The following is a 21,370-nucleotide window of genomic DNA, read 5'->3' on the forward strand; positions in this document are numbered from 1 at the left end:
CCCGTTGGATCGGTGCATGGGTGTGGGATGCCGCGGACGGCGCCGGCTGGTCTGTCCGGCCCTGGTCGGTGCGACACCAGAAGCATCGGCGGTCACCTGCGGCAACCGCAACGGCCACCGCCCGTTCCGCCGCCCTGGAACCATCCCAGCCCTGCTGACGTGCAGGTATATGAGTGCCTGGGATACGGACGACCGGGGGAAGGTGCCTGTGCGCGAGGACGTCGAGGAGTTCGCGGCGCTGCTGCGGCAGTTGAAGGACCGTACGGACCGGAGCTACGGCTCCCTGGCCCGCCGCCTGAACATGAACACCTCCACCCTGCACCGCTACTGCGCGGGCGAGGCCGTGCCGCTGGACTTCGCTCCGGTCGAGCGCCTGGCCGCGTTCTGCGGCGCGACCCCGGAGGAACGTCTCGAACTCCACGAGCGCTGGTTACGGGCGGTGGCGGCACGGCAGCGGCCGCGGACGACGGAGAACACCGGGGCGCAGGAGCCTGAACCGGCTGAAGCGGAATCGGCGGTCACCGAAGCACAGCCGGAGGCGGCAGCGGAGTCGGTGCCGCAGCCCCCGCCGCGCCCCTGGTATCGCCGTCGCCGCACCATGGTCGCCTCGGCCGTGGCCACCGTCCTCCTGGTGACGCTGGGCAGTCTGTCCGCCCTCTCCGACGACCGGCCGCCCACCGGCACCGCGGGCCAATCCCCCGGCTCCTCCCCCACGACCGCCGTCGGCGACGCCCGGCGCCAGGACGCCACGCCCACCGACCCGGCGCCTGGCTCCAACTCACCCAGCCGTCGTTCCCCATCCGCACCCGCTTCACCGGACGGCACCAAGCCCGCCGCCGCCTCCTCCGCCCCGAGCAAGTCCACCGCCGCCGCCCCGACCGCCGTCCCCCTCGCCTGGACCGCCAACTCCCAGGTGTGGGAACTGGGCTGCGACCACGACTACGTCATCGACAAGCAGCCGGCGCAGGTCCCACCGCCGCCCGTCCCGCAGGACGCCGGCACCTGGGCGGCCACCCAGAACGCGGTGCACGGCCACGACACGATCGTCCAGATCTCCGTGCAGGGCCGCTCGTCCACGGCCGTCGTCCTGGAGGACCTGCGGGTGCGTGTCGTCGGCCGTACCGCGCCCGCGCCCGGCACCGCCTACTCCATGGCCGACGGCTGCGGCGGCGGGCTCACCCCGCGCTACTTCGACGTCGACCTGGACAAGGACCGCCCCATCGCCCGCCCGGTGCCCGGCGAGGGCCCGGACGGGCAGACCGTCTCGACCATGCGTCTGCCCTACCGCGTCTCCTCCACGGACCCGGAGGTACTGCGCGTCAACGCGCACACCGAGGGCTGCGACTGCCGCTGGTACCTCGAACTGGACTGGTCGTCAAAGGGCCGCTCCGGCACGGTCCGCATCGACGACCACGGCCGGCCGTTCCGCACCACCTCCATCAAGGGCCTGCCGCACTACTGGTACGGCTTCGTGAACGGCGTCCGCCAGTGGGTGCCGGTCGAGGGCTGAGCCAGGGGGTGTCGTCCGGATCAGGCCGGCTGCGAGGTGCGGTACGTCTTGGCCGAGTCGAGCGGGGTCTGGCGCGTGCGGCTGCAAGGCGGAGGAGGCGTGGACATCAGCCGCTGCCGCGGCGGCCGACGCGGTGGGGGCACACCCGGCCGAGGGCTGGGGGACATCGGCGAGTGACGACAACGCGGCTGGGGGTCCCCCTCTGGGGGAGTGCATGCCATACCCCGCGACGCCGGGACGATCCAGACGACACCTCCTACGGCCTCGGCACGCTGCGCAGATTGGAGCGGGCCATCTGGAGCATCCGGCCCACGCCTCCGTCGAGGACCATCTTGGACGCGGAGAGCGCGAAGCCGGTGACCATCTCGGCCTTGATCTTCGGCGGGATGGACAGCGCGTTGGGGTCGGTGACGACGTCGATCAGGGCCGGCCCCTTGTGCCTGAAGGCGTCCTTCAGCGCACCTGCGAGCTGCTTGGGCTTCTCGACCCGCACCCCGTAGGCGCCACAGGCCTGGGCGACGGCGGCGAAGTCCGGGTTGACGTTGGTGGTGCCGTACGAGGGCAGGCCCGCGACCATCATCTCCAACTCGACCATGCTGAGCGCCGAGTTGTTGAACAGTACGACCTTGACCGGCAGGTCGTACTGCACAAGGGTCAGGAAGTCGCCCATCAGCATGGCGAAGCCGCCGTCCCCGGACATCGAGACGACCTGCCGCCGCCGGTCGGTGAACTGGGCGCCGATCGCCATCGGCAGCGCGTTGGCCATCGAGCCGTGCGAGAACGAACCGATCACCCGGCGGCGGCCGTTGGGCGAGATGTAGCGGGCCGCCCAGACGTTGCACATGCCGGTGTCGACCGTGAACACCGCGTCCTCGTCGGCGAGTTCGTCGAGCACGGAGGCCACGTACTCGGGGTGGATCGGGACGTGCTTCTCCACCTTCCGGGTGTACGCCTTCACCACCCCCTCCAGCGCGTCCGCGTGCTTCTTGAGCATCCGGTCGAGGAAGCGCCGGTTCTCCTTGGTCCGCACCCGCGGCACCAGACAGCGCAGCGTCTCGCGCACATCCCCCCACACGGCGAGGTCGAGACGGGACCGGCGGCCCAGCACCTCGGGGCGCACGTCGACCTGGACGATCTGCACGTCGTCGGGGAGGAAGGCGTTGTACGGGAAGTCGGTGCCGAGCAGGATCAGCAGGTCGCACTCGTGGGTGGCCTCGTAGGCGGCGCCGTAGCCGAGCAGTCCGCTCATGCCGACGTCGTACGGGTTGTCGTACTGGATGTGCTCCTTGCCGCGCAGGGCGTGGCCCACCGGAGACTTGATCTTCCCGGCGAGTTCCATCACCTCCGCATGCGCGCCGGCCGTGCCGCTGCCGCAGAACAGCGTCACCTTGTCCGCCGCGTCGATCATCGCGACCAGCTTGTCGAGTTCCTCGTCCCCGGGGCGGACGGTGGGCCGGGAGGTGACGATCGCGCTCTCGACGGGATGGTCCGGGGCGGGCTCGTCGGCGATGTCGCCCGGCATGCTCACCACGCTGACTCCGCTACGGCCGACCGCGTGCTGGATGGCGCTCTGCAGCAGCCGGGGCATCTGCTTGGGGCTGGAGATCAGCTCGCTGTAGTGGCTGCACTCCTGGAAGAGCCGGTCGGGGTGGGTCTCCTGGAAGTAGCCCAGGCCGATCTCGCTGGACGGGATCTGGGAGGCGAGGGCGAGCACCGGGGCCATCGAACGGTGGGCGTCGTACAGGCCGTTGATGAGGTGCAGGTTGCCCGGGCCGCAGGAGCCGGCGCAGGCCGCCAGCTTCCCGGTGACCTGGGCCTCCGCGCCGGCCGCGAAGGCGGCGGTCTCCTCGTGGCGGACGTGGATCCAGTCGATGGCGGAGTTGCGGCGGACGGCGTCGACGACCGGGTTGAGGCTGTCGCCGACGACGCCGTAGAGACGGCGCACTCCGGCGCGGACGAGGATGTCGACGAACTGCTCGGCGACGTTCTGCTTGGCCATGGCGGACAGGAGCCCCTTCCCTGTGGGCGGATACCTCCCATCCACGCACAGGGACCGCCGTCACGCCTCCCAGACGGCCGCCGCCGTACGGTCGTCGGCGTAGCCCTTCACCCGCACCTGGGCGTCCGCGAGGAACGCGGCGAGGCCCGGCGGGGTACGGCCGGACCAGCGTCGGGCCAGGTAGGCACAGAGGGCGGGCTCGCCGCGCAGCGGGTCGGCGAACCCGCCGCTGCACATCACGAGGGCATCACCCGGGCGGGATACCGAGGCCCGGAAGAGGAAGGGGTCGCGGGGCGGCTCGGGGGCCGGTTCGTAAGGGCTCGGCGGGGTCGGGATGCCGAGGTCCATGGTGAGCCGGTCGCCCTCCGGGGTCTCGGCAGGCGGCGAACCGTAGCCGACCACGGCCTCGCCGACGGCGTCGGCGTCGACCTGCGGTTCGATGTCCTGCCACTCGCCGTCCCGGAGCCGGAACAGCCCGCCCTCCCCGACCCCGAAGAAGACCCGGGTACGGCACTGGGGGTGGGCGGGGATGAGCAGGCAGCGCAGGCTGGCCGCGTACTCCTCGGCGGCGACGCCCTGTTCGGCGGCGCTGGCGCGGAGCTTGCCGAGGCTGCGGTCGGTGAGCCGGTGCAGCCCGGACTTGAGGTCGCCGCGCCGGGCGGCCTGGATGTCCTCGGTGAGCCGCTGGTGGCTGCGGCCCACGGCCCGGGCGATCCACTCGCACAGCTCGGCGGCGGCCCGGTGGGCGCCGGGGGTGGCCCGGGCGCCGGTGGCCATCGCGACCAGGAGCAGCGCCTGATCGCCGGCCCCGAACCGGGCGGTGAGCAGGGCGTCGCGGCGCGGCTCGCCCCGGTACCGGGCGGAGTCGCCGCGCTGGGAGACCGCCCGCAGGGTGCAGGTGCCGTAACGGGCGCCGTCCAGCACGGTGTCGGCGACCAGGTCGTCCAGTTCGTCGGGGTCGGCGGCGGGCAGGGCGGTGGGTTCGGCGTCGTAGGTGGGCGGGCCGGAGCCGACGTACTCCACGGAGGAGGCCGGAGCGGAGGGCAGCGGGAGTGCGGCCGGGTCGGACCGGGTGGCGGGGTGGGAGTCCACCCAGGCTTCGTCGTCCGCCTCCGGGAACTCCGCGTCCTCCTGGTCCTCCTGATACTCCTCGTCCCACGGCCATGGCTTCCGGGCGGCGGTGGTGGTGTCCTCGCCCGGTGTCTCGGTGGCAGCGGCGGCGGCCGCGCGCTGCACCGGCACGGTCGGCTTGACGGAAGCGGTCCGCGGGACCGGCTCGGACGACGGCACCGACGCGGGCGACGGGACCGGCTCGGCGCCCGGTTCCTCGGCGCCGCCCCGCCGTCCCCGTCCCCCCACCGTGTTCTTCGGCGAGGCGAAGCGGTCGTCCAGCGAGTCGGGTGCGGCCGTGGGGCCGGTGTCCTCGGTGGAGTCGTCGTACAACTGCCCCCACCAGTCGTCCTCATGACGGGCGGGCCTACCCCCTGGCTGGCTCATGCCCCTAATTGTCCACCGCGCGGGCCGGATGAAAACGGGGCATCGGGAAAATCCCGCACACGACCCGGTGTCGAACGGCGTCGCGAGGGACGCACTGAACACCCGTGCGAGGAAAGAGAGTCGAGGACACGCGGGAGATACAGGAGACGGATGACACGGATGACACGGATGACACGTGTGAGTCGCCGGGTGGTCCCACCCCCCACGGGAGAACCACCCGGCGACATCTGAGTGACCCGGCCCCAGATCCCCTACGCGTGCGCGCGTCTTGGCCCGGGCCACCGTTCGCACGGCCGGACGCGGTCGCGCCGACCGGAGGCCAGATTGTGACGGGTGTTCCTTATGACCAGCTGTGAATCGCGAGTCCGGATCCCGTGTGAAGGTGCTGCGGTGACGTGATCTTGGCAGAGTGACCGGCGGTACGGCGATGATGTGCTGCGGCGGGTTTGCGCCGTGGCCGGTTCCCGCCACGGCGCCCGACTGCGAAGGAGGAACGCGGGTCGATGCTGGCAGCGCTCGGTCTGGACGAGAGGGACGAGTCGGCGTACCGGACGCTGGTCTCCGTGGGTGCCGCCGATGTGCCCGATCTGGCGCGGCGTCTGATGCTGGCCGAGCCGGACACCGAGCGCGCGCTGCGCCGGCTGGAGCGGCACGGCCTCGCGGCACAGTCCTCGGGGCGGCCTGGCCGCTGGGTGGCGGCGCCGCCCGGGGTGGCGCTGGGCGCGCTGCTCACCCAGCAGCGGCACGAGCTGGAGAAGGCGGAGCTGGCGGCGGCGCTGCTGGCCGAGGAGTACCGGGCGGCGGCCGCCGAGCCGGCGGTGCACGACCTGGTGGAGGTGGTGACCGGCGCCCCGGCCGTCGCCCAGCGGTTCCTCCAGCTCCAGCTGGGCGCAGGCAACGAGGTGTGCGCGCTGGTCACCGGCGACCCGATGGTGGTGTCCGGGATGGAGAACGAGGCGGAGGAGCAGGCGGCCGGCCGGGGTGTGCGCTACCGGGTGGTGGTGGAGCGTGCGGTGCTCGATCTGCCGCACGGGATCACGGAGTTGACGGCGGCGCTGGGCCGGGACGAGCAGGTGCGGGTGGTGGAGCGGGTCCCGACCAAACTGGTCGTGGCGGACCGCGCCCTCGCGATGGTCCCGCTCACCTCGCACACCTCGGAGCCCGCCGCGGTGGTGGTGCACGCCAGCGGCCTGCTGGAGCTGCTGTCCGAACTGTTCGAGTCGGTGTGGCGTACGGCGCTGCCGCTCCGCCTCGGCGCGTCCGGGGTGACCGAGGAGCAGCCGGACGCCCCCGACGCCACCGATCTGGAGGTGCTGTCGTTGCTGCTGGCCGGGCTGACCGACGTGAGCGTGGCCAAACAGCTCGATCTGGGCCTCAGGACCGTACAGCGCCGGGTGAAGCGGCTGATGGAGCTGGCCGGGGTGACGACCCGGCTGCAACTGGGCTGGCACGCCTACGAGCGGGGCTGGGTGGCCCGGGACTGACCCGCGCGGCACTCTGGGCTGGTGCCCGGCGTGCCGGGTGGCGTGGGCGGTCCTGGTCGGCGCCTCGGTCGTGCTGCTGACCCAGGTGGTCCCCGTGTTCGGCGCGATTCCCGGTTTCCTGGCCGGGATCCACCTGCACGAACGCCTCCGTCTGGGACGGCTGAGGGCTCAGAGCAGCTCGACGAGCCGGACGGCGGCGGCCAGCGCGTGCATCCCGCCGTCGTTGAAGTGCAGGTGGTCGCCGGGGTCGTAGGCGGGCCGGATCCGCGCCGGCTGCTCGGGGTCGCGGACGACGGCGTCGAAGTCGACGTACGCGTCGAAGACCTGCCCGGTCCGGATCAGTGCGTTGACCCGCTGCCGTACGGCCTCCCGGGCGTCGGTGTATCCGCTGAACCCGGCATACGGCGTGAGTGTGGCGCCGACGACCCGGATCCCGTGCGTATGGGCGCGGGTCACGATGGTTCGGTAGGCACGCACGAAGTCACCGGGGTCGGTCGCCTCCGGGGTGCCCTTGATGTCGTTGATGCCTTCGAGGACGACCAGGGTCCGGACTCCCGCCCGGGTGAGCCCGTCGGCGTCCAGCCGGTTCAGGGCACCGGGTCCTCCGGTGCTGTCGAGCAGCAGCCGGTTGCCGGAGATCCCGGCGTTGAGGACGCCGATCCGGTGGGGGCGCAGCCGTTCCGCCAGGCGGTCGGGCCAGCGGTGGTTGGTGCCGAAGCTGGAGCCGTTGCCGTCGGTGAGGGAGTCGCCGAAGGCGACCACACTGCCGCGGGCCGTGCCCCGCACGTCGACACCGGCTACGTAGTACCAGTTGCCGGTGGTCCGGGTGTACGCCGCCCCGGCCTCGTCGGCCGCCCGGCCGGCGCCGTGCTCGGCGAGGTAGCTGGTCTGGAGTGCGACGCGGTGATAGGTGGCCGGCCCCGAGTCAGCTGGTGTCTCCACGCTGACCAGCAGATCGGCGGCGGCCGGAACGGCGAGCGGCACCGGATCACCGACCAGGTCCTGCCCGACGGGTACGACCGCGGTGCCGGCGCCGCCGAAGGTGACGCCGCGCATCGATCCGGGCACGGCGTCCGCGCCGGTGCCCTGGCGCAGAGCGACGGTGACCGCGCCGAGCCGCAGCGGTGCGCTGCCGAGCCGGTTGCTGATCCGGACCCGGACGGCACTGCCTCCGACGGACAGGTGAACGACGTTGCGAAAGACGGCGCCGGGCACCGCGGGGGCGGTACCGGAGGGCGCGGCCTCCCAGCTTCCCGCCCAGAGCAGGGGGGCGGAATCGGCACCGGCCCGCCCGGTCGTACCCATCGCGATCAGCAGCGCGGCGCCGAGAACCCGCCCGACCTTGCCCATCCACACCCGCCCTTCCGAAGGCCTACTGGAGGGGAAGGTGACATACGGACGGTGAGCGGGACGGCAACTTGACCGGGGGACCACTCGGGTGGCGGAACGCGTGCCTTGCGGAGCAGCGCCGTAGATCCGCCGGCCGCATCCCGACCGCGGGTGGTGTGTGGTTGCTCGCGCGGTTCCCCGCGCCCCTTACGGGGCGTCTCCGCCGCGCCCGCCCTCCAGCGCCAGCAGCCGCACCTTCCGCTCAAGTCCCCCCGCATACCCGGTCATCGACCCGTCCGCCCCGATCACCCGGTGACAAGGCCGCACGATCAGCAGCGGGTTGGCCCCGATCGCGCCGCCGACCGCCCGAACCGCCATCCTGGACGCCCCGATCCGCGCGGCGATCTCCCCGTACGTCGTCGTCCCCCCGTACGGAACGCTGTCCAGCGCGCCCCACACCCGCTCCCGGAACTCCGTCCCGTGCGTGCTCAACTCCAGCCGGAACTCCTTCAGTTCACCGGTGAAGTACGCGGCGAGCTGCTCCTCGGCCGCCCGGAAGGGTCCCGCGTCCGCGAGCCATCCCGCCTCGACGCTCCGGCCGCCCTTCTGCCCGGGGACGGACAGGGAGGTCAACGCCCCGTGCGTGTCGGCGGTCAGCAGCAACTCCCCGACCGGCGAGACGATCCGTGTCCAGTACGTGACACCCATCAGTTCCTCAGCTCTCCTTCCACGAGCAGGTGCCGGACGGCGTACGACCGCCAGGGCCGCCAGTCGTCCGGAAGGTCCAGGCCGGGTGCGGCCACGTCGGGATCGCCGAGCGCGCGCACGCGGATCGCGGAGACGACCGCCGGGTCCAGTCCGGGCAGGGCGCGCAGGGCCGCCTCCGCGTCGTCGCGGTCGGCGCCCGGGTCCAGCCGTACCGTGCCGTCCGCGAGCGCGGCGGCGAGCGCGCCGAGGCTGCCGTCCGGCTCGGCCTCGGCGAGGACGGCCGGCTCCGGGAAGAGGTGGGTGAGGCTGCCCGAGGACGCGTCCAGCGCCTTGCCGTACCGCTGGACCAGCCGCTCGGCGGCGGCGGTGCCGACCAGGGCCCGCACGGCAGCCTCGGCCGGATCCGCGGCGCCCGGTGAGCGCAGCCCGGGCCGCGCGGCGACCAGCGGAGCGAGCCGTGGGTCCTCGGCGAGCCGCTCGTCGACGGCGTACGGGTCGGCATCGAGGTCGAACAGCCGGCGCAGCCGCTGTACGGCGGTGGTCAGGTCACGTGGGTCGGTGAGGCGCAGCCGGGCGTCGAGCCAGCCGCCGGGATGGGCGCCGCCGCCCGCGCCCGTCGTGGCGCCGGTCCGCTCCTCGACGGCGACGACGGCATGGCCGTACGGCAGCCGCAGGATGCGGCGGTAGGTGCGCGCGCCGGGGGCACCGGTGACCTCCTCCACGCCGGGTACGGCCTCGCCTTGCAGCAGGTCGAAGACGGGGGTGGCCTGGTACGGGCCGCGGTGGGCGAGCCGCAGCGGGATCCCGGCGGCCGGTGAGCCGCGCCGGGCGACCCGGCCGCCGGGTGCTGCCTCGCGCAGCCGGCTCGGGGTCGTGGCGTACACGGCGCGGACCGTGTCGTTGAACTGCCGCACGCTGGCGAATCCGCTCGCGAACGCGATCTCCGTGATCGGCAGCTCGGTGGTCTGGAGCAGCACACGCGCGGTGTGGGCGCGCTGGGCCCGGGCGAGGGCGACCGGGCCGGCGCCGAGCTCCGCGGTGAGCTGCCGCTGCACCTGGCGGGCGCTGTAGCCGAGCCGGTCGGCGAGTCCGCCGACGCCCTCCCGGTCCACTACGCCGTCGCCGATCAGCCGCATGGCCCGGCCGACGACGTCGGCGCGGGCGTTCCACTCGGCGGACCCGGGCACGGCGTCCGGGCGGCACCGCCGGCAGGCCCGGAAGCCGGAACCCTGCGCGGCGGCGGCGGTGCGGAAGAAGCGGACGTTGTGCCGCTTCGGGGTGACGGCGGGGCAGCTGGGACGGCAGTAGATGCCAGTGGTCCGCACGGCGAAGAAGAACGCGCCGTCGAACCGCCCGTCCCGGCTGCGCACCGCCTCATACCTGGTGTCTTCGTCCATCACCCTTCAAGTGTGGGCGACAGGGAGGGGTGGGTCTGGCGGAAATCGGACGTGGTGCTGCCAGGCAGCCGACTACCCCCACCGCCCCCTCTTCGCCTCCATCGCCGCCTTCCCCTCCGCGCCCTTCTTCTTCCAGCCATTCTTGATCTCGGCCCGGAGCCGCGCATCCGTCTTGGCGACGATCCACTGGTTCTCCCGCATCAGCTTGCGGTAGCTCTCCAGCCGGCGCACGGGCAGCTCCCCGGTCTCCACCGCGAGGCGGACCGCACAGCCCGGCTCGCTCTCGTGCCCGCAGTCGGAGAACCGGCATCCCTCCGCCAGCTCCTCGATCTCGGAGAACACCTGCCCGACCCCGGTCCCGGCGTCGAACAGGCCCACGCCGCGCAGCCCGGGCGTGTCGATCAGCACTCCCCCTCCCGGCAGCGCCAGCAGGTTGCGGGTGGTCGTGGTGTGCCGCCCCTTGCCGTCGGCGTCCCGGGCGGCCTGGACGTCCATCACTTCCTCGCCCACCAGCGCGTTGGCGAGGGTGGACTTGCCCGCGCCGGACTGCCCGAGCAGTACGGACGTACCGGAGCCGACGAGGGCGGCGAGGACGTCCAGGCCCTCCCCCGCCGTCGCGCTGACGGTGAGGACCGGCACGCCGGGTGCGCTCGTCTCGACGTCCTGCACGAGATGCGCGAGCGTCACCGGGTCCGGGACGAGGTCGGCCTTGGTGAGCACCACGACCGGCTGCGCCCCGGACTCCCAGGCCAGCGCCAGGAACCGTTCGATGCGGCCGAGGTCGACCTCGACGGCGAGGGACACCGCGACGATCGCGTGGTCGACGTTGGCCGCGAGGATCTGTCCCTCGGACCGCTTGGAGGAGGTGGAGCGTACGAAGGCGGTACGGCGCGGCAGATACGCGCGTACGTAACGGGGGGTGCCGCCGGGTTCCACGGCGACCCAGTCGCCGGTGCACACGACGCGCATCGGATCGTTCGGGGTGACGAACGCGGTGTCGGCGCGCAACAGCCCGGCAGCGGTGACGATGTCGCACTGCCCGCGGTCGACACGTACGACACGACCGGGCAGGAGGCCCTGCTCGGCATGGGAGGTGAACTCGGCTTCCCAGCCCTCGTCCCAGCCGTACGGGGACAGAGGGTGCGACGAAGCGGAAGAAGCCGAAGACAAAGAGAGATTCAAGGGGAACCCTTCACAGGGCGGTCCCGGCCGCGCGCACTCGAGGCGCGAGAAAGCAGGAAGGATCAGCCGGGGACCACGGAGGTGGAGTGGATGAACTTCTGGTTGCGGGCAGCGCCCATCACAGAGACAGCCATCGGTCACACCTCCCCGACCAGGTCACCCGCGGCGACCTCCGGTCGCCGCTCGAACAGCAACAACCGTAGAGGCGTCCAGGCCGTGACGCAATCGAATTACGGCGATCCGGTGGCGCCCACGAGCAACCCCTGGCCCCGCGTCAGTGCCCCAGGGCGACAAAGCGCCGGTGGCCGCTCGTCCACTGGTCGGTGACGCGGAGGGCAAGGCCCTCGGCGGCCCTGTGGAGCGCTCGTTCTCCCAGGCGCGCCCAGGGAAAGGGCGGGCCGCCCCGGCCGCGGAAGTCCTCGAACCGGGCAGCGCAGAGCTCCTCGACATCGTGGGGATCGACCTCCACGACGAGCAGCCCCGTCGGGGTGATGAGCCCGCCGCAGCGGCGCAGCAGGCCGCGGGGGTCGCCTCCGATACCGATGTTGCCGTCGGTGAGCAGAACCGTCTGCCAGCCTCCCTCGGCCGGCAGCCGCTCGAACACCGAGCGGCACAGCGCGATTCCGCCCAGGCCGGTGGTCAGGGCGACCGCGCGCGGCGCGATGTCGACCCCGAGAGCGAAGACTCCCCGGCTCAGGAGTGCTCTGCACAACCGGCCCGGGCCGCAGCCGACATCGAGTACGGGGCCGACGCAGCGTTCCAGCACGGTTGTGTCGGCGACGCTGGGCGGCGCGTACCAGCGGTGCACCGGCATCCGGATACGGCGGCCGTCCGCCAACCGCAGGTAGACCGGTCCGTGGCCGGGTCGCAGGGCCAGCGCGTAGGGGTCCTCTTCGCCGCCTTCGCCGCCTTCGTCGCCGTAGAGCTTGTCTTCGCCGGTCGTCACGGTGTGGCGCCATGCCTTGGAGGAGCCGGCCGGTCCCCGTCGGCGCCGTCGGCCCGTCGGACGCGGCGGAGTCTGAGCGCGAAGGCCAGTGCGGAGGCGGCGAAGAGTACGCCGGTGATCGCGAGCCATCGGCCGAGATAGCCGCTCTCGGGCAGCCCGGTGTCACCGGCGTAGGGGACCGCCAGACCGAGGATGAGGGGGAACCAGACCAGCAACAGGAGACCGGACAGAAAGACGGGGACGCGAAGGTAGTTGATCCTCGGCACTGTGGGTCCCCGGTCCGTGCGATGCCGTAGCACGGAGAGGGCCGACAGGTCGGCCAGCGAGTACAGCGGCAGCAGGATGATGTCGTGGAGGATCGCCGCGCCGACGAACCAGACCGCCACCTGCCAGGGCTGGATGGCGAACAGGCGCACCATGGCGTAGCCGGTGAGGGCGAACGAGGCGATCAGAACGAGAAGGTGCAGGGGGCCGGAGCCGTACCAGCGGATGAATCGTGCCATGGTCATGCCCTGAAGGTGAGCCGGTGGACCCATTTGGTGTTGTTCACACCGGGGTTGGCCGGGACGATGACGCGGGCCGGGTAGCCGTGGTCGAGGGAGATGTCCGCACCGTTGACGCGGAGGGCGAGCAGTGCTCGGGTGTCGTGGATCTGGTTGCCCCGCAGCATCACCTTGGTGAACGGGCCCGGGGGTTGGATGGATTCGACCAGGACGCTTCCGGCGCCGGGCACGCCGGCCATGGCCGCGAGGTCGGCCAGACGAAGGCCGCTCCAGTGCTGGTCGTCGGTGGACCACCCCTCCACGCAGGCGATCGGCAGCGCGGCGGCATGCTGCGACATCGCCAGGAGCTGCTCACGGGTGAAGACCAGTGCCGGTCCGTGGCCATGGACCTCCAGCCGCCAGTCGGGGCCGACGAGCGCGGGGGTGACGCCGACGGCCGCCGCCGTCTTGTTGATCTGGAAGCTGTTCGGGCCGCTGCCCGGGTCACGGTTGTGCGGTGCGAGCAGCGCGGTGCCGCGCAGCCATCCGCCGATGCTCTGCCCGGCGGTCACGACGAGGAGGAGCAGCGATCCCGCTCCCACCATGCCCACCGCACCGCGTCGGGTCATCGTCGGCGGAGCGGGGGCGTCCGCCACCAGGCCGTCGGGGTCGGGTGGCTCGGGCCGGGTGTGGGCGAGGTCGGTACGCAGTTCGGTGCCCAGGCTGCGTGAGCGCAGGGCCCGTGTCATCCGGCCGAGCCTGAGGCATACGTGGACGACGAAGGCGGCGACGAACACCCAGGCGCCGTAGGAGTGCAGGCGGTAGAACGAGCCCGGGAAGACGTAGTAGAGCTGGATGTTGAAGATGCCGGTGACGAATTCGAAGATGGCTCCGCCGACCAGCGTCAGCAGGGACACCCGCTCCAGTCCGTGCGCGACGGAGCGCACCGGCAGCCACTCGAACAGCTTCGGGATCACCGACCAAAGCTTGGCGAGCAGGACCGGTACGAGGACCACACCGAGCGTGACGTGCACGCCCTGAGTAAGCCGGTACAGCCAGTACGGGTGGGTGGGCCAGGAGAAGAGGTAGAACCCCAGCACGCCTTTGTCGGGAGTCTCGTCGTTGCGAGGGCTCAGCCCGGGGTTGTAGGAGGCGTAGGAGAGCAGACCGGTGACGAACAGCAGCGGGATGCCGATCAGCAGCACCACGCCGAACACGGACGTCAGCCAGGGGCCGCGGATCGGGCTGCGCCAGAACCCCGGACGGAAGGGGCCCGGGGGCGGAGGCATCTGCCCGATGCGCCGCGCTGCCGCCCGGGTACGAGCGGCGGCGGCCCCTGCCGTACCGGCCACGGTGGCGCTCAGACGTTCGAGGCGCGCCCGCGCACGCTCCTGGCCCGGATTCCGGCGCCGTGATCCACCGGGTGGGGCCGAACCCGACGGCCGTCCGCCACTTGCCATCGGCCGTCTCCTCCAGTCCCCGAGCCGTCTCACGACGGGACAGCGCATGCCTGACAGCGACCCATACCTGACATACCGACAAACAGGACATTTACAGGCTGACACAGGTCAGGCGGGCTGTCCGGGTCTGCGGTGCGTGCGGGTGTCTGCCACCAGCCGAACGGTCGAACCGCTGCCTCTGTGCTCCCCCGGGTCCTCCGGCCCGGCCTCATGATGGAGAGGTGCGACGCCTCAGCGCACGGCACGGCTCCTCCGACCGGCTCGGCCGCACCACGCTGACCAGACAGGTCGGCTGCTTCGCCGCGATCGGCGTCGTCTCCACGGCGGCCCAGGCCCTGCTGTACTGGGTGCTGCGCCACTGGGCGCCTCCCCTGCCGGCCAATTTCGCCTCGCTGCTCGTCGTCACGGTCCTCAACACCGAAGCGAACCGGCGGCTGACCTTCCGCGGCTCTCCGGTCCTCGCCGTCCGGGCTCATCTCGCTGCGGGCGTCATGTTCGTCCTGGCATACCTGGTCACCTCCGGTGCGGTCCTGCTCCTTCGGCACTGGCGGCCCACCGCCTCACCGGCAACGGAGGTCCTGGTGCTGGTTCCGAGCTTCGCCCTGGTGACCGTGGCGCGCTTCACCCTGCTGCGACGGGTGGTCTTCGGACGGCACCGTGGTTGAGAAGAAGCCGTCCGGTTCCCGAACGGCTGCGAGTGCCGTGGCTGCTGCTGCTCGGCGTGGTCCTGGCCGGCGTCGTGTCCGCGCTCGGGCCAGTGGAACGCGGGCTGGCCGTGCTGTACGAACGGACCAGTCCGGAGGTCGGCCTGCGGCGTGCCTGGCCGCTGTGGCTGGGCCTGGCCATGAACATCGCCGCTCTGGGCCGCCCGGCCGTGCACGGCTTCGCGCCCGACGGCCGCCTCCGCCGGCTGCCGGCCCTGGGCCTGGCGTTGGGCACGGCGCTGATGATGCTGACCCGGCGGACGACGGCACGCCGACTGGACCGGCCGAGGGCTGCACGGGCTCCGGGCCGGGTGTGAGAGCGGCGCCCCGACGAACGCAGTGACCGCCGAGAGCCGCTGAGAAACCCCGGCCGGCGGCTCGCTGTTCACGACGCGCGGCCCACGATTCGCGGCCCACGGCCCACAGTTCGCGGCCTATGGCCCACGGCCCACGGCTGGCGACCCACGGCTCCACGGCCGACGGCCCACAGCCCACGGCCGACGGCCCACAGCTCGCGGCTGGCGACCCACGGCCCACTGCCCACAGCCCACAGTTCGCGGCCTATGGCCCACGGCCCACGGCTGGCGACCCACGGCTCCACGGCCGACGGCCCACAGCTCGCGGCTGGCGACCCACGGCCCACTGCCCACAGCCCACAGTTCGCGGCCTATGGCCCACGGCCCACGGCTGGCGGCCCACGGCTCCACGGCCGACGGCCCACAGCTCGCGGCTGGCGACCCACGGCCCACTGCCCACAGCCCACAGTTCGCGGCCTATGGCCCACAGCCCACGGCTGGCGACCCACGGCTCCACGGCCGACGGCCCACAGCTCGCGGTTCACCGTTCGCGGCCCGCGGCCCGAAGTTCGGGCCCGCGGCCCGCGGCACCGGGGCGAGCGGCGGCTCTCCGGATGCGGTTGGGCGGCCGCCGGGCCATCTCCCTACGCGGCGAACGGTCCCGGTAGCTCCCCCGACCCCCGCCGGATCAGCCGGGTCGGCATGACCACCGTGCGTGGTGGTGAGGCGTCCCCGTGGATCCGGGCGAACAGCAGGTGCGCCGCGCTGGTCGCGAGGGCCACCGGGTCCTGGGCGATCACGGTGACGGGCGGGGTGAGCCGGTCGGCGAGTGCGAAGTCGTCGAAGGCGACGAACGCGAGGTCGGCCGGAAGGACGGTGAGGGCGCTGAAGGCGAGGATCTCGTTGCCGGCCAGGAGGGCGGTCGGCGGATCGGGCAGTGCCAGCATCTCGGTGACGGCGCTGGCCGCGGCCGGCCCCGGCCGCAGACCGTCCCTGACCAGTGCCGGGTCGGCGGCGATCCCGGCCGCCGCCAGCGCCGCCAGATAGCCCCGCCGGCGTTCGCCGAACGTCCAGATCCGCGGCGTGTCGCCGATGTACCCGATCCTGCGGTGGCCGTGGGCCACCAGCCGCCCCACCGCCTCCCGCACCGCGCCGAAGTTGTCGACCACCACGGCGTCCACGTCGAGCCCCGGTGCCGCCCGGTCCACACAGACGATCTTCGTGCCCTGTGCCTGGGCCGGGCGCAGGAAGCGGTGGCTGCCGGCGGCCGGGGTGAGGATCAGGCCGTCGACGCGGCGGGCGGTGAACGCGGCGATCACCTCGCGCTCGCGGCTCAGGTCGGCGCGGCTGGAGCCGATGAGCATGACGCTGCCGCGCTGCCGGGCGACGTCCTCGGCGGCGGAGGCGACGGCGGCCATGAAGGGGTCGGCGACATCGTCGACCAACAGCCCTATGGTCTGGCTCAGTTCGTGGGTGCGACGCAACTGGCGTGCCACGTCGTCGCGTTGGTAGCCCAGTTTGCGGACCGCGGCCTCCACCCGGGCGGCGGTCCGTGGGGCGACGGCCGCATCGCCGTTGACGACCCGGGACACCGTCATCGCGCTGACGCCCGCTTCCGCGGCAACGTCCTTCATGGTCGGCCGGGTGGCTGCCACGCCACGTCCTCCACCTGTGTCACGTTTGAGCGTCGACTCGTTAACGTTACCAACTCGACGACATATCAACAGGCGTGCAAATAGGCGGAGCTGAGGAGCAGGTCCGCGGGGTCCGGCGGCAGCTGCACCACCCTTGACACCCCGCCGTGAGCGCCCCAAGAATCAGCCAAGCTGTTAACGATACCAACCAGAAGGCACAACATGGCCTCTGCAAGGGAACCACTACTCACAGCACATGGCGTGGTCAAGCGTTTCGGCCATGTCCAGGCGCTCCAGGGCGCCGATTTCACGGCATACCCCGGCGAAGTCGTCGCCCTCATCGGCGACAACGGTGCGGGCAAGTCCACCCTGGTGAACGTCCTGTCGGGCGTCCTCGCCCCCGACGCCGGCGAAGTCCGCCTGGACGGGGCGCCGGTGCGGTTCTCCGGGCCGATGGACGCACAGCGGCACGGCGTGGAGACGGTTTATCAGGATCTGTCGCTCGCGCCCGATCTCGACGCGGCGGCCAATCTCTATCTCGGCCGGGAGATCGTGCGGGGTGGCCTGCTCGGGCGGATCGGTGTCCTCGACCGGCCCGCGATGCGCCGGGAGGCGGTCAGGGCGTTCGCCGAACTCGGCGTCGAACTGAAGGATGTGACGGCCGCTGTGACAACGTTGTCCGGCGGCCAGCGGCAGTCCGTCGCAGTGGCCCGCGCGGTCGCCTTCGCCAACAAGGTCATCTTCATGGACGAGCCGACCGCCGCCCTCGGGGTCGTCCAGCGCGCCCGGGTCCTGGAGACCGTCCGCAGGGTCGCAGACCGGGGCATCTGCGTGGTGCTGATCAGTCACAACATGCCCGAGGTGCTGTCGGTCGCGGACCGGGTGGAGGTGCTGCGGCTGGGACGGCGCGTCGCGTCGTACACCGCGGCCGACACCACGATCGAGGAGCTCGTCGGGGCGATGACCGGGTCGCTGGACGGGCCCAACGGGGGCAAGGAAGCGGAGGGCGCACGATGACGGCCGAGAGCGAGAAGGCCCCGGGGGCCGTCGACAGCCGTTCCGGGGTGCCGGACTGGCTCCGGCGTGCGGCGACTCTCAACGAACTGTGGACCTTTGTGATCCTCCTGGCGCTGGTGGTGTTCTTCACCATCGCGGCGCCGGGCAAGTTCTTCACCACCTACGACATCACCCAGATCGCCGTGAACGCGGCCATCTATCTGGTGCTCGGTGTCGGCATGACGTTCGTGATCATCACGGCGGGCATCGATCTGTCGATCGGGTCGGTGCTGGTGCTGGCCGCGGTGGCGGCGGGTGAGTTCAACATCCATCACGGCGGGCCGGCGTCGGGCTGGGGCACGGTCGCGCTCTGTGTCGTCATCGCGCTGGCCGTGGGCACGGCGTGGGGCGCGCTGCAGGGCGTGGTGGTGGCCAGTGGGAAGGTGCCGCCGCTGATCGTGACGCTGGGCGGGCTCGGCGCGGCGCTGGGGATCGCCGAACTCGCCACCGGCGGCCAGGATCCGGCCGGCGCGTCCTCCACGCATCTCCAGAACAGCCTCGGTTTCGGCAAGCTGCTCGGCATCCCCTGGATGGTGATCCTGGCCGCCGTGGTGACCGCGGTCTTCGGCGCGGTACTGGCCGCCACCCGGTTCGGCGACCACACCCTCGCGATCGGGTCGAATCCGACTGCCGTACGGCGGGCGGGCATTCCGGTGGGCCGGCATCTGGTGAAGGTGTACGGCCTGATGGGGCTGCTGGCCGGGCTGGGCGCGGTGATGTGGCTGGCCTCGTACGGGACGACGTCGATCGCCGGCCACTCCACCGACAACCTCAAGGTGATCACCGCGGTGGTCCTGGGCGGTACCAGCCTGTTCGGCGGGCGGGGTTCGGTGCTGGGCACGGTGATCGGTGTGTTCATTCCGGCGGTGCTGACCACCGGGCTGATCGTGATCGGCGTCCAGCAGTACTGGCAGGACGTGGCCGTGGGCGTGGTGCTGGTCGTGGCCGTCTACGTGGACCAGTTGCGCAGGAAGACCCGGGAACGCGCATGACGCGGTCACACCCGACCGCATCGCGCGGCACGGAATCGCACAGGACTACTCGATCACGCAGGACAAGGAGAACTCTGTGATGGGAAGCATTCGCAGCAGGCGCGCGTTGCTGGTCACGGTGGGCACGGTGCTGGCTCTCGGAGCGGCCTCGGCCTGCGGTTCCTCGAACGACGGTGGCGGTTCGGGGAGTTCGGGCGGCGCCAAGGGCAAGAAGGTCCGGCTGATCACGGGGGTCAAGAGCGACCCCTTCTACATCACCATGACCTGTGCCGCGCAGCAGGAGGCCAAGGCCAAGGGGATGGACTTCACGGCCGACGGTTCCGCGCAGTGGGACGTGTCGGTGCAGCGCCCGCTTCTCGACTCGGTGGCGGCGGCCCGGCCCGACGGGCTGCTGATCTCGCCGGTGGACACCAGCGCGCTGACCCCGTCGCTCAAGCAGATCCAGTCGGCGGGCACCAAGGTGGCGCTGGTGGACACGACGGTGAGCGACGACTCCGTCGGGATCACCCGGATCTCGTCGGACAACGAGAAGGGCGGCCGGGTCGCCGCCGACGCGCTGGCCAAGCTGATGAACGAGAAGGGCTCGGTGATCGTCATCAGCGTCAAGCCCGGCGTGTCGACGACCGACGCCCGGATCAAGGGCTTCACCGAGGAGATGGGCAAGTACCCGAACATCAAGGTGCTGCCGACGCTCTACGACAACGACCTGCCGGCCACCGCGGCCTCCCAGATCCAGTCGACGCTCGCCGCCCACCCTGACCTGGGCGGGGCGTTCGCGGGCAACACCAACACCGGTACGGGCATCGCCACCGGGCTGAAGCAGGCCGGCAAGCAGGGCACGGTGAAGGTGGCCGCGTTCGACGCCGAGCCCGACGAGGTCGCCGCGTTGAAGGCGGGCACCCTCCAGGTGCTGGTCGCCCAGGACCCGGCGGCGATCGGCCGGCAGGCGGTGGACCAGCTCGCCGGCGCCTTCGAGGGCAAGTCGGTGAGCAAGACGATCGGCACCAACATGGTGGCCATCACGAAGGACAACATGAACGACGCTTCGGTCAGCAAGTACTTCTACAAGTCGCAGTGCTGACAGGCGCCCCCGACCTCAATTACTGACGGTCGATCTACTGGCCGGGCGGGCCCACTCTCTTGGGTCCCCCGGCCGCCGGTCGTACGGGCGGCCCGGCTCAGTCGGGCGAGCAGGAGCCGCCGTTCAGTGTGAAGGCGTACGGCGACGAGTTCTTGCCGTGCCAGGTGCCGAGGAAGCCGAAGGACAGGGTGCCGTTCGGGGAGACCGACCTGTTGTAGTCGGCGGCGTCGGCGGTGACCCGGCCGCCGCTCTGGCTGACGCTCGCGTCCCACATCTGGGTGACCTTCTGGCCGTCCCGGAAGGACCACTGGACCCGCCAGTCGGCCAGGGCCCGGGTGGTGGTGACGGTGACGGTGGCCTGGAAGCCGTCGGTCCACTGGTTGACCAGGTCGTAGGCGACCTGGCAGGTGGCCGCCGCGGATGCGGTGGGGGAGGCGGAGCCGGTGGCCCGGGGGCTGGTGCTCGCCGTGGCGGTGGAGGTGCCCTGGGGTTCCGGGTCGGGGTTCTTGTCGGCCGGCTTGCCCGCGGTGGCCGAGGAGGACGGGGCGGCGGAGGCCGTGTGGGTGGCGGGCGGGTCGGTCGACGGGGGCACGGCGGTGGGGTCGGCGACCGGCTGGCGGTCGTCGTGGGAGGCGGTGGCCTTGTCGTCGCCGGAGCCGCTGCCCATCGGCATCATCGACACGCCGAGCGCCACCAGCGAGATCATGACCGCCGCGCCGAGCAGCCCGTGGCGCAGCACCCTGGCCCGTCCGCTGCCCTCCTTGGGGTCGCCGCCGTCGTTGTCGCCGGCGCCCGGGCGGCCCGCGCCGAGCCGTACCTCGGCCGCGCGGCGGCGGCGCTCGAGATAGGCGAGGCCGCCCCAGCCGATGACCCCGCAGGCGAGCGCCGCGGGCAGTCCCCCGCCGTGCAGCCGCAGACAGGCGGCGGCCTCGGCGCACTGCACACAGGTGGCGAGGTGCCGGGAGAGGTCCTCGGGCGTGTCGGCCGCGGCGGACCGGGTGACCGCGTCCAGGAGCCGGGCGTAGCTGCGGCACTCGGCGGCCATCGGCGTGTCGAGGTGTGCACGATGGCAGCGGTCCCGGAACAGACCGCGTACCTGCTCCAGTTCCTGGGCGGCGACGGCCCGGTCGAGGCCGAGCCGGCGCGCCACCGAGGGCAGCGGCAACGCCTCCACCTCGGCCAGCCACAGCAGTGAGGCGTCCGCCTCCTGCATGTCGCGCAGGCCGCGCAGCGCGACGGGCCGTTGCAAGGGCAGCCCCGTATAGCGCGCGGCCTTCTCGGAGTTGAGCCACAGCCTGAGGTCCGGGTCGAGCTTGTGGCCCAGCCCCTGGGCCTCCCAGCCGGCGGCCGTGTTGCGGACGGCGGTGAGCAGCAGCGGGATCATCGGCAGCCGGGCGGCGCGCCGTCCCGCGCTGCGGACGGGGGTGAAGTCCGTGTCACGGACCTCGCGCATACCCAGCGCGAAGCCCTCGGTGGCCAGTTGATTGGCCGTCAGAGAGCCGGACGTGCACAGGTCGGCGTAGGAGAGAACCGCGTCCCAGCATTCGGAGAACAGCGCTGCCTCGGCGGCGTCCTGGGGGATCGGCAGGTCGGGCATGGGTCTCCTGCATCAA

The 21,370-nt window shown here is 72.2% G+C and carries 18 protein-coding genes; 7 read left to right on the plus strand and 11 right to left on the minus strand.

Features of this window, described 5'->3' with window-relative positions:
- Positions 1–169 precede the first annotated feature (169 nt).
- Entirely contained in the window at positions 170–1,510 is a 1,341-nt protein-coding gene (locus ACZ7OO_RS30675) for a helix-turn-helix domain-containing protein (RefSeq protein WP_471509662.1), read from the plus strand.
- A 256-nt stretch (positions 1,511–1,766) separates the two neighbouring features.
- Here ACZ7OO_RS30675 and ACZ7OO_RS30680 read toward each other — a convergent pair whose 3' ends face one another.
- Positions 1,767–3,509 (minus strand): pyruvate dehydrogenase, encoded by a 1,743-nt coding sequence (locus ACZ7OO_RS30680; protein ID WP_471509664.1) that lies wholly within the window; start codon positions 3,507–3,509, stop codon positions 1,767–1,769.
- Positions 3,510–3,569: 60 nt separating this feature from the next.
- The gene (locus ACZ7OO_RS30685; RefSeq protein WP_471509666.1) at positions 3,570–5,006 is read right to left on the minus strand and encodes a protein phosphatase 2C domain-containing protein; all 1,437 of its coding nucleotides are present in this window, start codon (positions 5,004–5,006) and stop codon (positions 3,570–3,572) included.
- Positions 5,007–5,509: 503 nt separating this feature from the next.
- On the opposite strand from ACZ7OO_RS30685, the gene ACZ7OO_RS30690 reads away from it, so the two are divergent.
- Positions 5,510–6,490 (plus strand): helix-turn-helix domain-containing protein, encoded by a 981-nt coding sequence (locus tag ACZ7OO_RS30690; RefSeq protein ID WP_471509668.1) that lies wholly within the window; start codon positions 5,510–5,512, stop codon positions 6,488–6,490.
- Between the two features lie 168 nt (positions 6,491–6,658).
- Here ACZ7OO_RS30690 and ACZ7OO_RS30695 read toward each other — a convergent pair whose 3' ends face one another.
- From ACZ7OO_RS30695 to ACZ7OO_RS30725, 7 genes are all read right to left on the minus strand, one after another.
- Positions 6,659–7,840 (minus strand): SGNH/GDSL hydrolase family protein, encoded by a 1,182-nt coding sequence (locus ACZ7OO_RS30695; RefSeq protein ID WP_471509670.1) that lies wholly within the window; start codon positions 7,838–7,840, stop codon positions 6,659–6,661.
- A gap of 186 nt (positions 7,841–8,026) precedes the next feature.
- Positions 8,027–8,527: a methylated-DNA--[protein]-cysteine S-methyltransferase gene (locus ACZ7OO_RS30700; protein ID WP_471509672.1), complete on the minus strand. Its 501-nt coding sequence runs from the start codon at positions 8,525–8,527 to the stop codon at positions 8,027–8,029.
- Positions 8,527–9,924: a DNA-3-methyladenine glycosylase 2 family protein gene (locus tag ACZ7OO_RS30705; protein WP_471509778.1), complete on the minus strand. Its 1,398-nt coding sequence runs from the start codon at positions 9,922–9,924 to the stop codon at positions 8,527–8,529. Before ACZ7OO_RS30705 ends, ACZ7OO_RS30700 begins: the two co-directional genes overlap by 1 nt.
- Before the next feature lie 72 nt (positions 9,925–9,996).
- Complete coding sequence (gene rsgA, locus ACZ7OO_RS30710) at positions 9,997–11,106, minus strand: ribosome small subunit-dependent GTPase A (RefSeq protein WP_471509674.1); 1,110 nt, start codon at positions 11,104–11,106, stop codon at positions 9,997–9,999.
- A gap of 274 nt (positions 11,107–11,380) precedes the next feature.
- Positions 11,381–12,052: a class I SAM-dependent methyltransferase gene (locus tag ACZ7OO_RS30715; protein ID WP_471509676.1), complete on the minus strand. Its 672-nt coding sequence runs from the start codon at positions 12,050–12,052 to the stop codon at positions 11,381–11,383.
- Positions 12,049–12,561, minus strand: a complete 513-nt coding sequence (locus ACZ7OO_RS30720) for a hypothetical protein (RefSeq protein WP_471509678.1) — start codon at positions 12,559–12,561, stop codon at positions 12,049–12,051. Before ACZ7OO_RS30720 ends, ACZ7OO_RS30715 begins: the two co-directional genes overlap by 4 nt.
- Positions 12,558–13,823: a molybdopterin-dependent oxidoreductase gene (locus tag ACZ7OO_RS30725; RefSeq protein ID WP_471509680.1), complete on the minus strand. Its 1,266-nt coding sequence runs from the start codon at positions 13,821–13,823 to the stop codon at positions 12,558–12,560. Before ACZ7OO_RS30725 ends, ACZ7OO_RS30720 begins: the two co-directional genes overlap by 4 nt.
- A gap of 392 nt (positions 13,824–14,215) precedes the next feature.
- Between ACZ7OO_RS30725 and ACZ7OO_RS30730 the strand changes: the two genes are divergently transcribed.
- Entirely contained in the window at positions 14,216–14,659 is a 444-nt protein-coding gene (locus ACZ7OO_RS30730; protein WP_471509682.1) for a GtrA family protein, read from the plus strand.
- Positions 14,656–15,015 carry a hypothetical protein gene (locus tag ACZ7OO_RS30735; protein WP_471509684.1) on the plus strand — a complete coding sequence of 120 codons (360 nt, stop codon included), beginning with the start codon at positions 14,656–14,658 and terminating at the stop codon, positions 15,013–15,015. Before ACZ7OO_RS30730 ends, ACZ7OO_RS30735 begins: the two co-directional genes overlap by 4 nt.
- Positions 15,016–15,638: 623 nt before the next feature.
- On the opposite strand, the gene ACZ7OO_RS30740 is transcribed toward ACZ7OO_RS30735, so the two are convergent.
- Complete coding sequence (locus ACZ7OO_RS30740) at positions 15,639–16,649, minus strand: LacI family DNA-binding transcriptional regulator (protein ID WP_471509686.1); 1,011 nt, start codon at positions 16,647–16,649, stop codon at positions 15,639–15,641.
- A gap of 240 nt (positions 16,650–16,889) precedes the next feature.
- Between ACZ7OO_RS30740 and ACZ7OO_RS30745 the strand changes: the two genes are divergently transcribed.
- The 3 genes from ACZ7OO_RS30745 to ACZ7OO_RS30755 all read left to right on the plus strand — a co-directional run bounded on the left by ACZ7OO_RS30745 (position 16,890) and on the right by ACZ7OO_RS30755 (position 19,757).
- Positions 16,890–17,645: an ATP-binding cassette domain-containing protein gene (locus tag ACZ7OO_RS30745; RefSeq protein ID WP_471509688.1), complete on the plus strand. Its 756-nt coding sequence runs from the start codon at positions 16,890–16,892 to the stop codon at positions 17,643–17,645.
- Positions 17,642–18,676, plus strand: a complete 1,035-nt coding sequence (locus tag ACZ7OO_RS30750) for an ABC transporter permease (RefSeq protein ID WP_471509690.1) — start codon at positions 17,642–17,644, stop codon at positions 18,674–18,676. Before ACZ7OO_RS30745 ends, ACZ7OO_RS30750 begins: the two co-directional genes overlap by 4 nt.
- Before the next feature lie 79 nt (positions 18,677–18,755).
- Positions 18,756–19,757, plus strand: coding sequence for an ABC transporter substrate-binding protein (locus ACZ7OO_RS30755; protein WP_471509692.1), 1,002 nt, complete (start codon positions 18,756–18,758; stop codon positions 19,755–19,757).
- A gap of 97 nt (positions 19,758–19,854) precedes the next feature.
- Here ACZ7OO_RS30755 and ACZ7OO_RS30760 read toward each other — a convergent pair whose 3' ends face one another.
- Positions 19,855–21,354: a cellulose binding domain-containing protein gene (locus tag ACZ7OO_RS30760; RefSeq protein WP_471509694.1), complete on the minus strand. Its 1,500-nt coding sequence runs from the start codon at positions 21,352–21,354 to the stop codon at positions 19,855–19,857.
- Positions 21,355–21,370 lie beyond the last annotated feature (16 nt).

This window comes from Streptomyces sp. NPDC111744, from assembly GCF_055634995.1.

Bases quoted from the DNA above. Each gene is read 5' to 3' on its own strand.
- ACZ7OO_RS30675 (WP_471509662.1), top strand. From the start codon at position 170: ATGAGTGCCTGGGATACGGACGACCGGGGGAAGGTGCCTGTGCGCGAG.
- ACZ7OO_RS30705 (WP_471509778.1), bottom strand. From the start codon at position 9,924: ATGGACGAAGACACCAGGTATGAGGCGGTGCGCAGCCGGGACGGGCGG.
- ACZ7OO_RS30760 (WP_471509694.1), bottom strand. From the start codon at position 21,354: ATGCCCGACCTGCCGATCCCCCAGGACGCCGCCGAGGCAGCGCTGTTC.
- ACZ7OO_RS30700 (WP_471509672.1), bottom strand. From the start codon at position 8,527: ATGGGTGTCACGTACTGGACACGGATCGTCTCGCCGGTCGGGGAGTTG.
- ACZ7OO_RS30725 (WP_471509680.1), bottom strand. From the start codon at position 13,823: ATGCCTCCGCCCCCGGGCCCCTTCCGTCCGGGGTTCTGGCGCAGCCCG.
- ACZ7OO_RS30720 (WP_471509678.1), bottom strand. From the start codon at position 12,561: ATGACCATGGCACGATTCATCCGCTGGTACGGCTCCGGCCCCCTGCAC.
- ACZ7OO_RS30750 (WP_471509690.1), top strand. From the start codon at position 17,642: ATGACGGCCGAGAGCGAGAAGGCCCCGGGGGCCGTCGACAGCCGTTCC.
- ACZ7OO_RS30685 (WP_471509666.1), bottom strand. From the start codon at position 5,006: ATGAGCCAGCCAGGGGGTAGGCCCGCCCGTCATGAGGACGACTGGTGG.
- ACZ7OO_RS30695 (WP_471509670.1), bottom strand. From the start codon at position 7,840: ATGGGCAAGGTCGGGCGGGTTCTCGGCGCCGCGCTGCTGATCGCGATG.
- ACZ7OO_RS30755 (WP_471509692.1), top strand. From the start codon at position 18,756: ATGGGAAGCATTCGCAGCAGGCGCGCGTTGCTGGTCACGGTGGGCACG.
- ACZ7OO_RS30690 (WP_471509668.1), top strand. From the start codon at position 5,510: ATGCTGGCAGCGCTCGGTCTGGACGAGAGGGACGAGTCGGCGTACCGG.
- ACZ7OO_RS30680 (WP_471509664.1), bottom strand. From the start codon at position 3,509: ATGGCCAAGCAGAACGTCGCCGAGCAGTTCGTCGACATCCTCGTCCGC.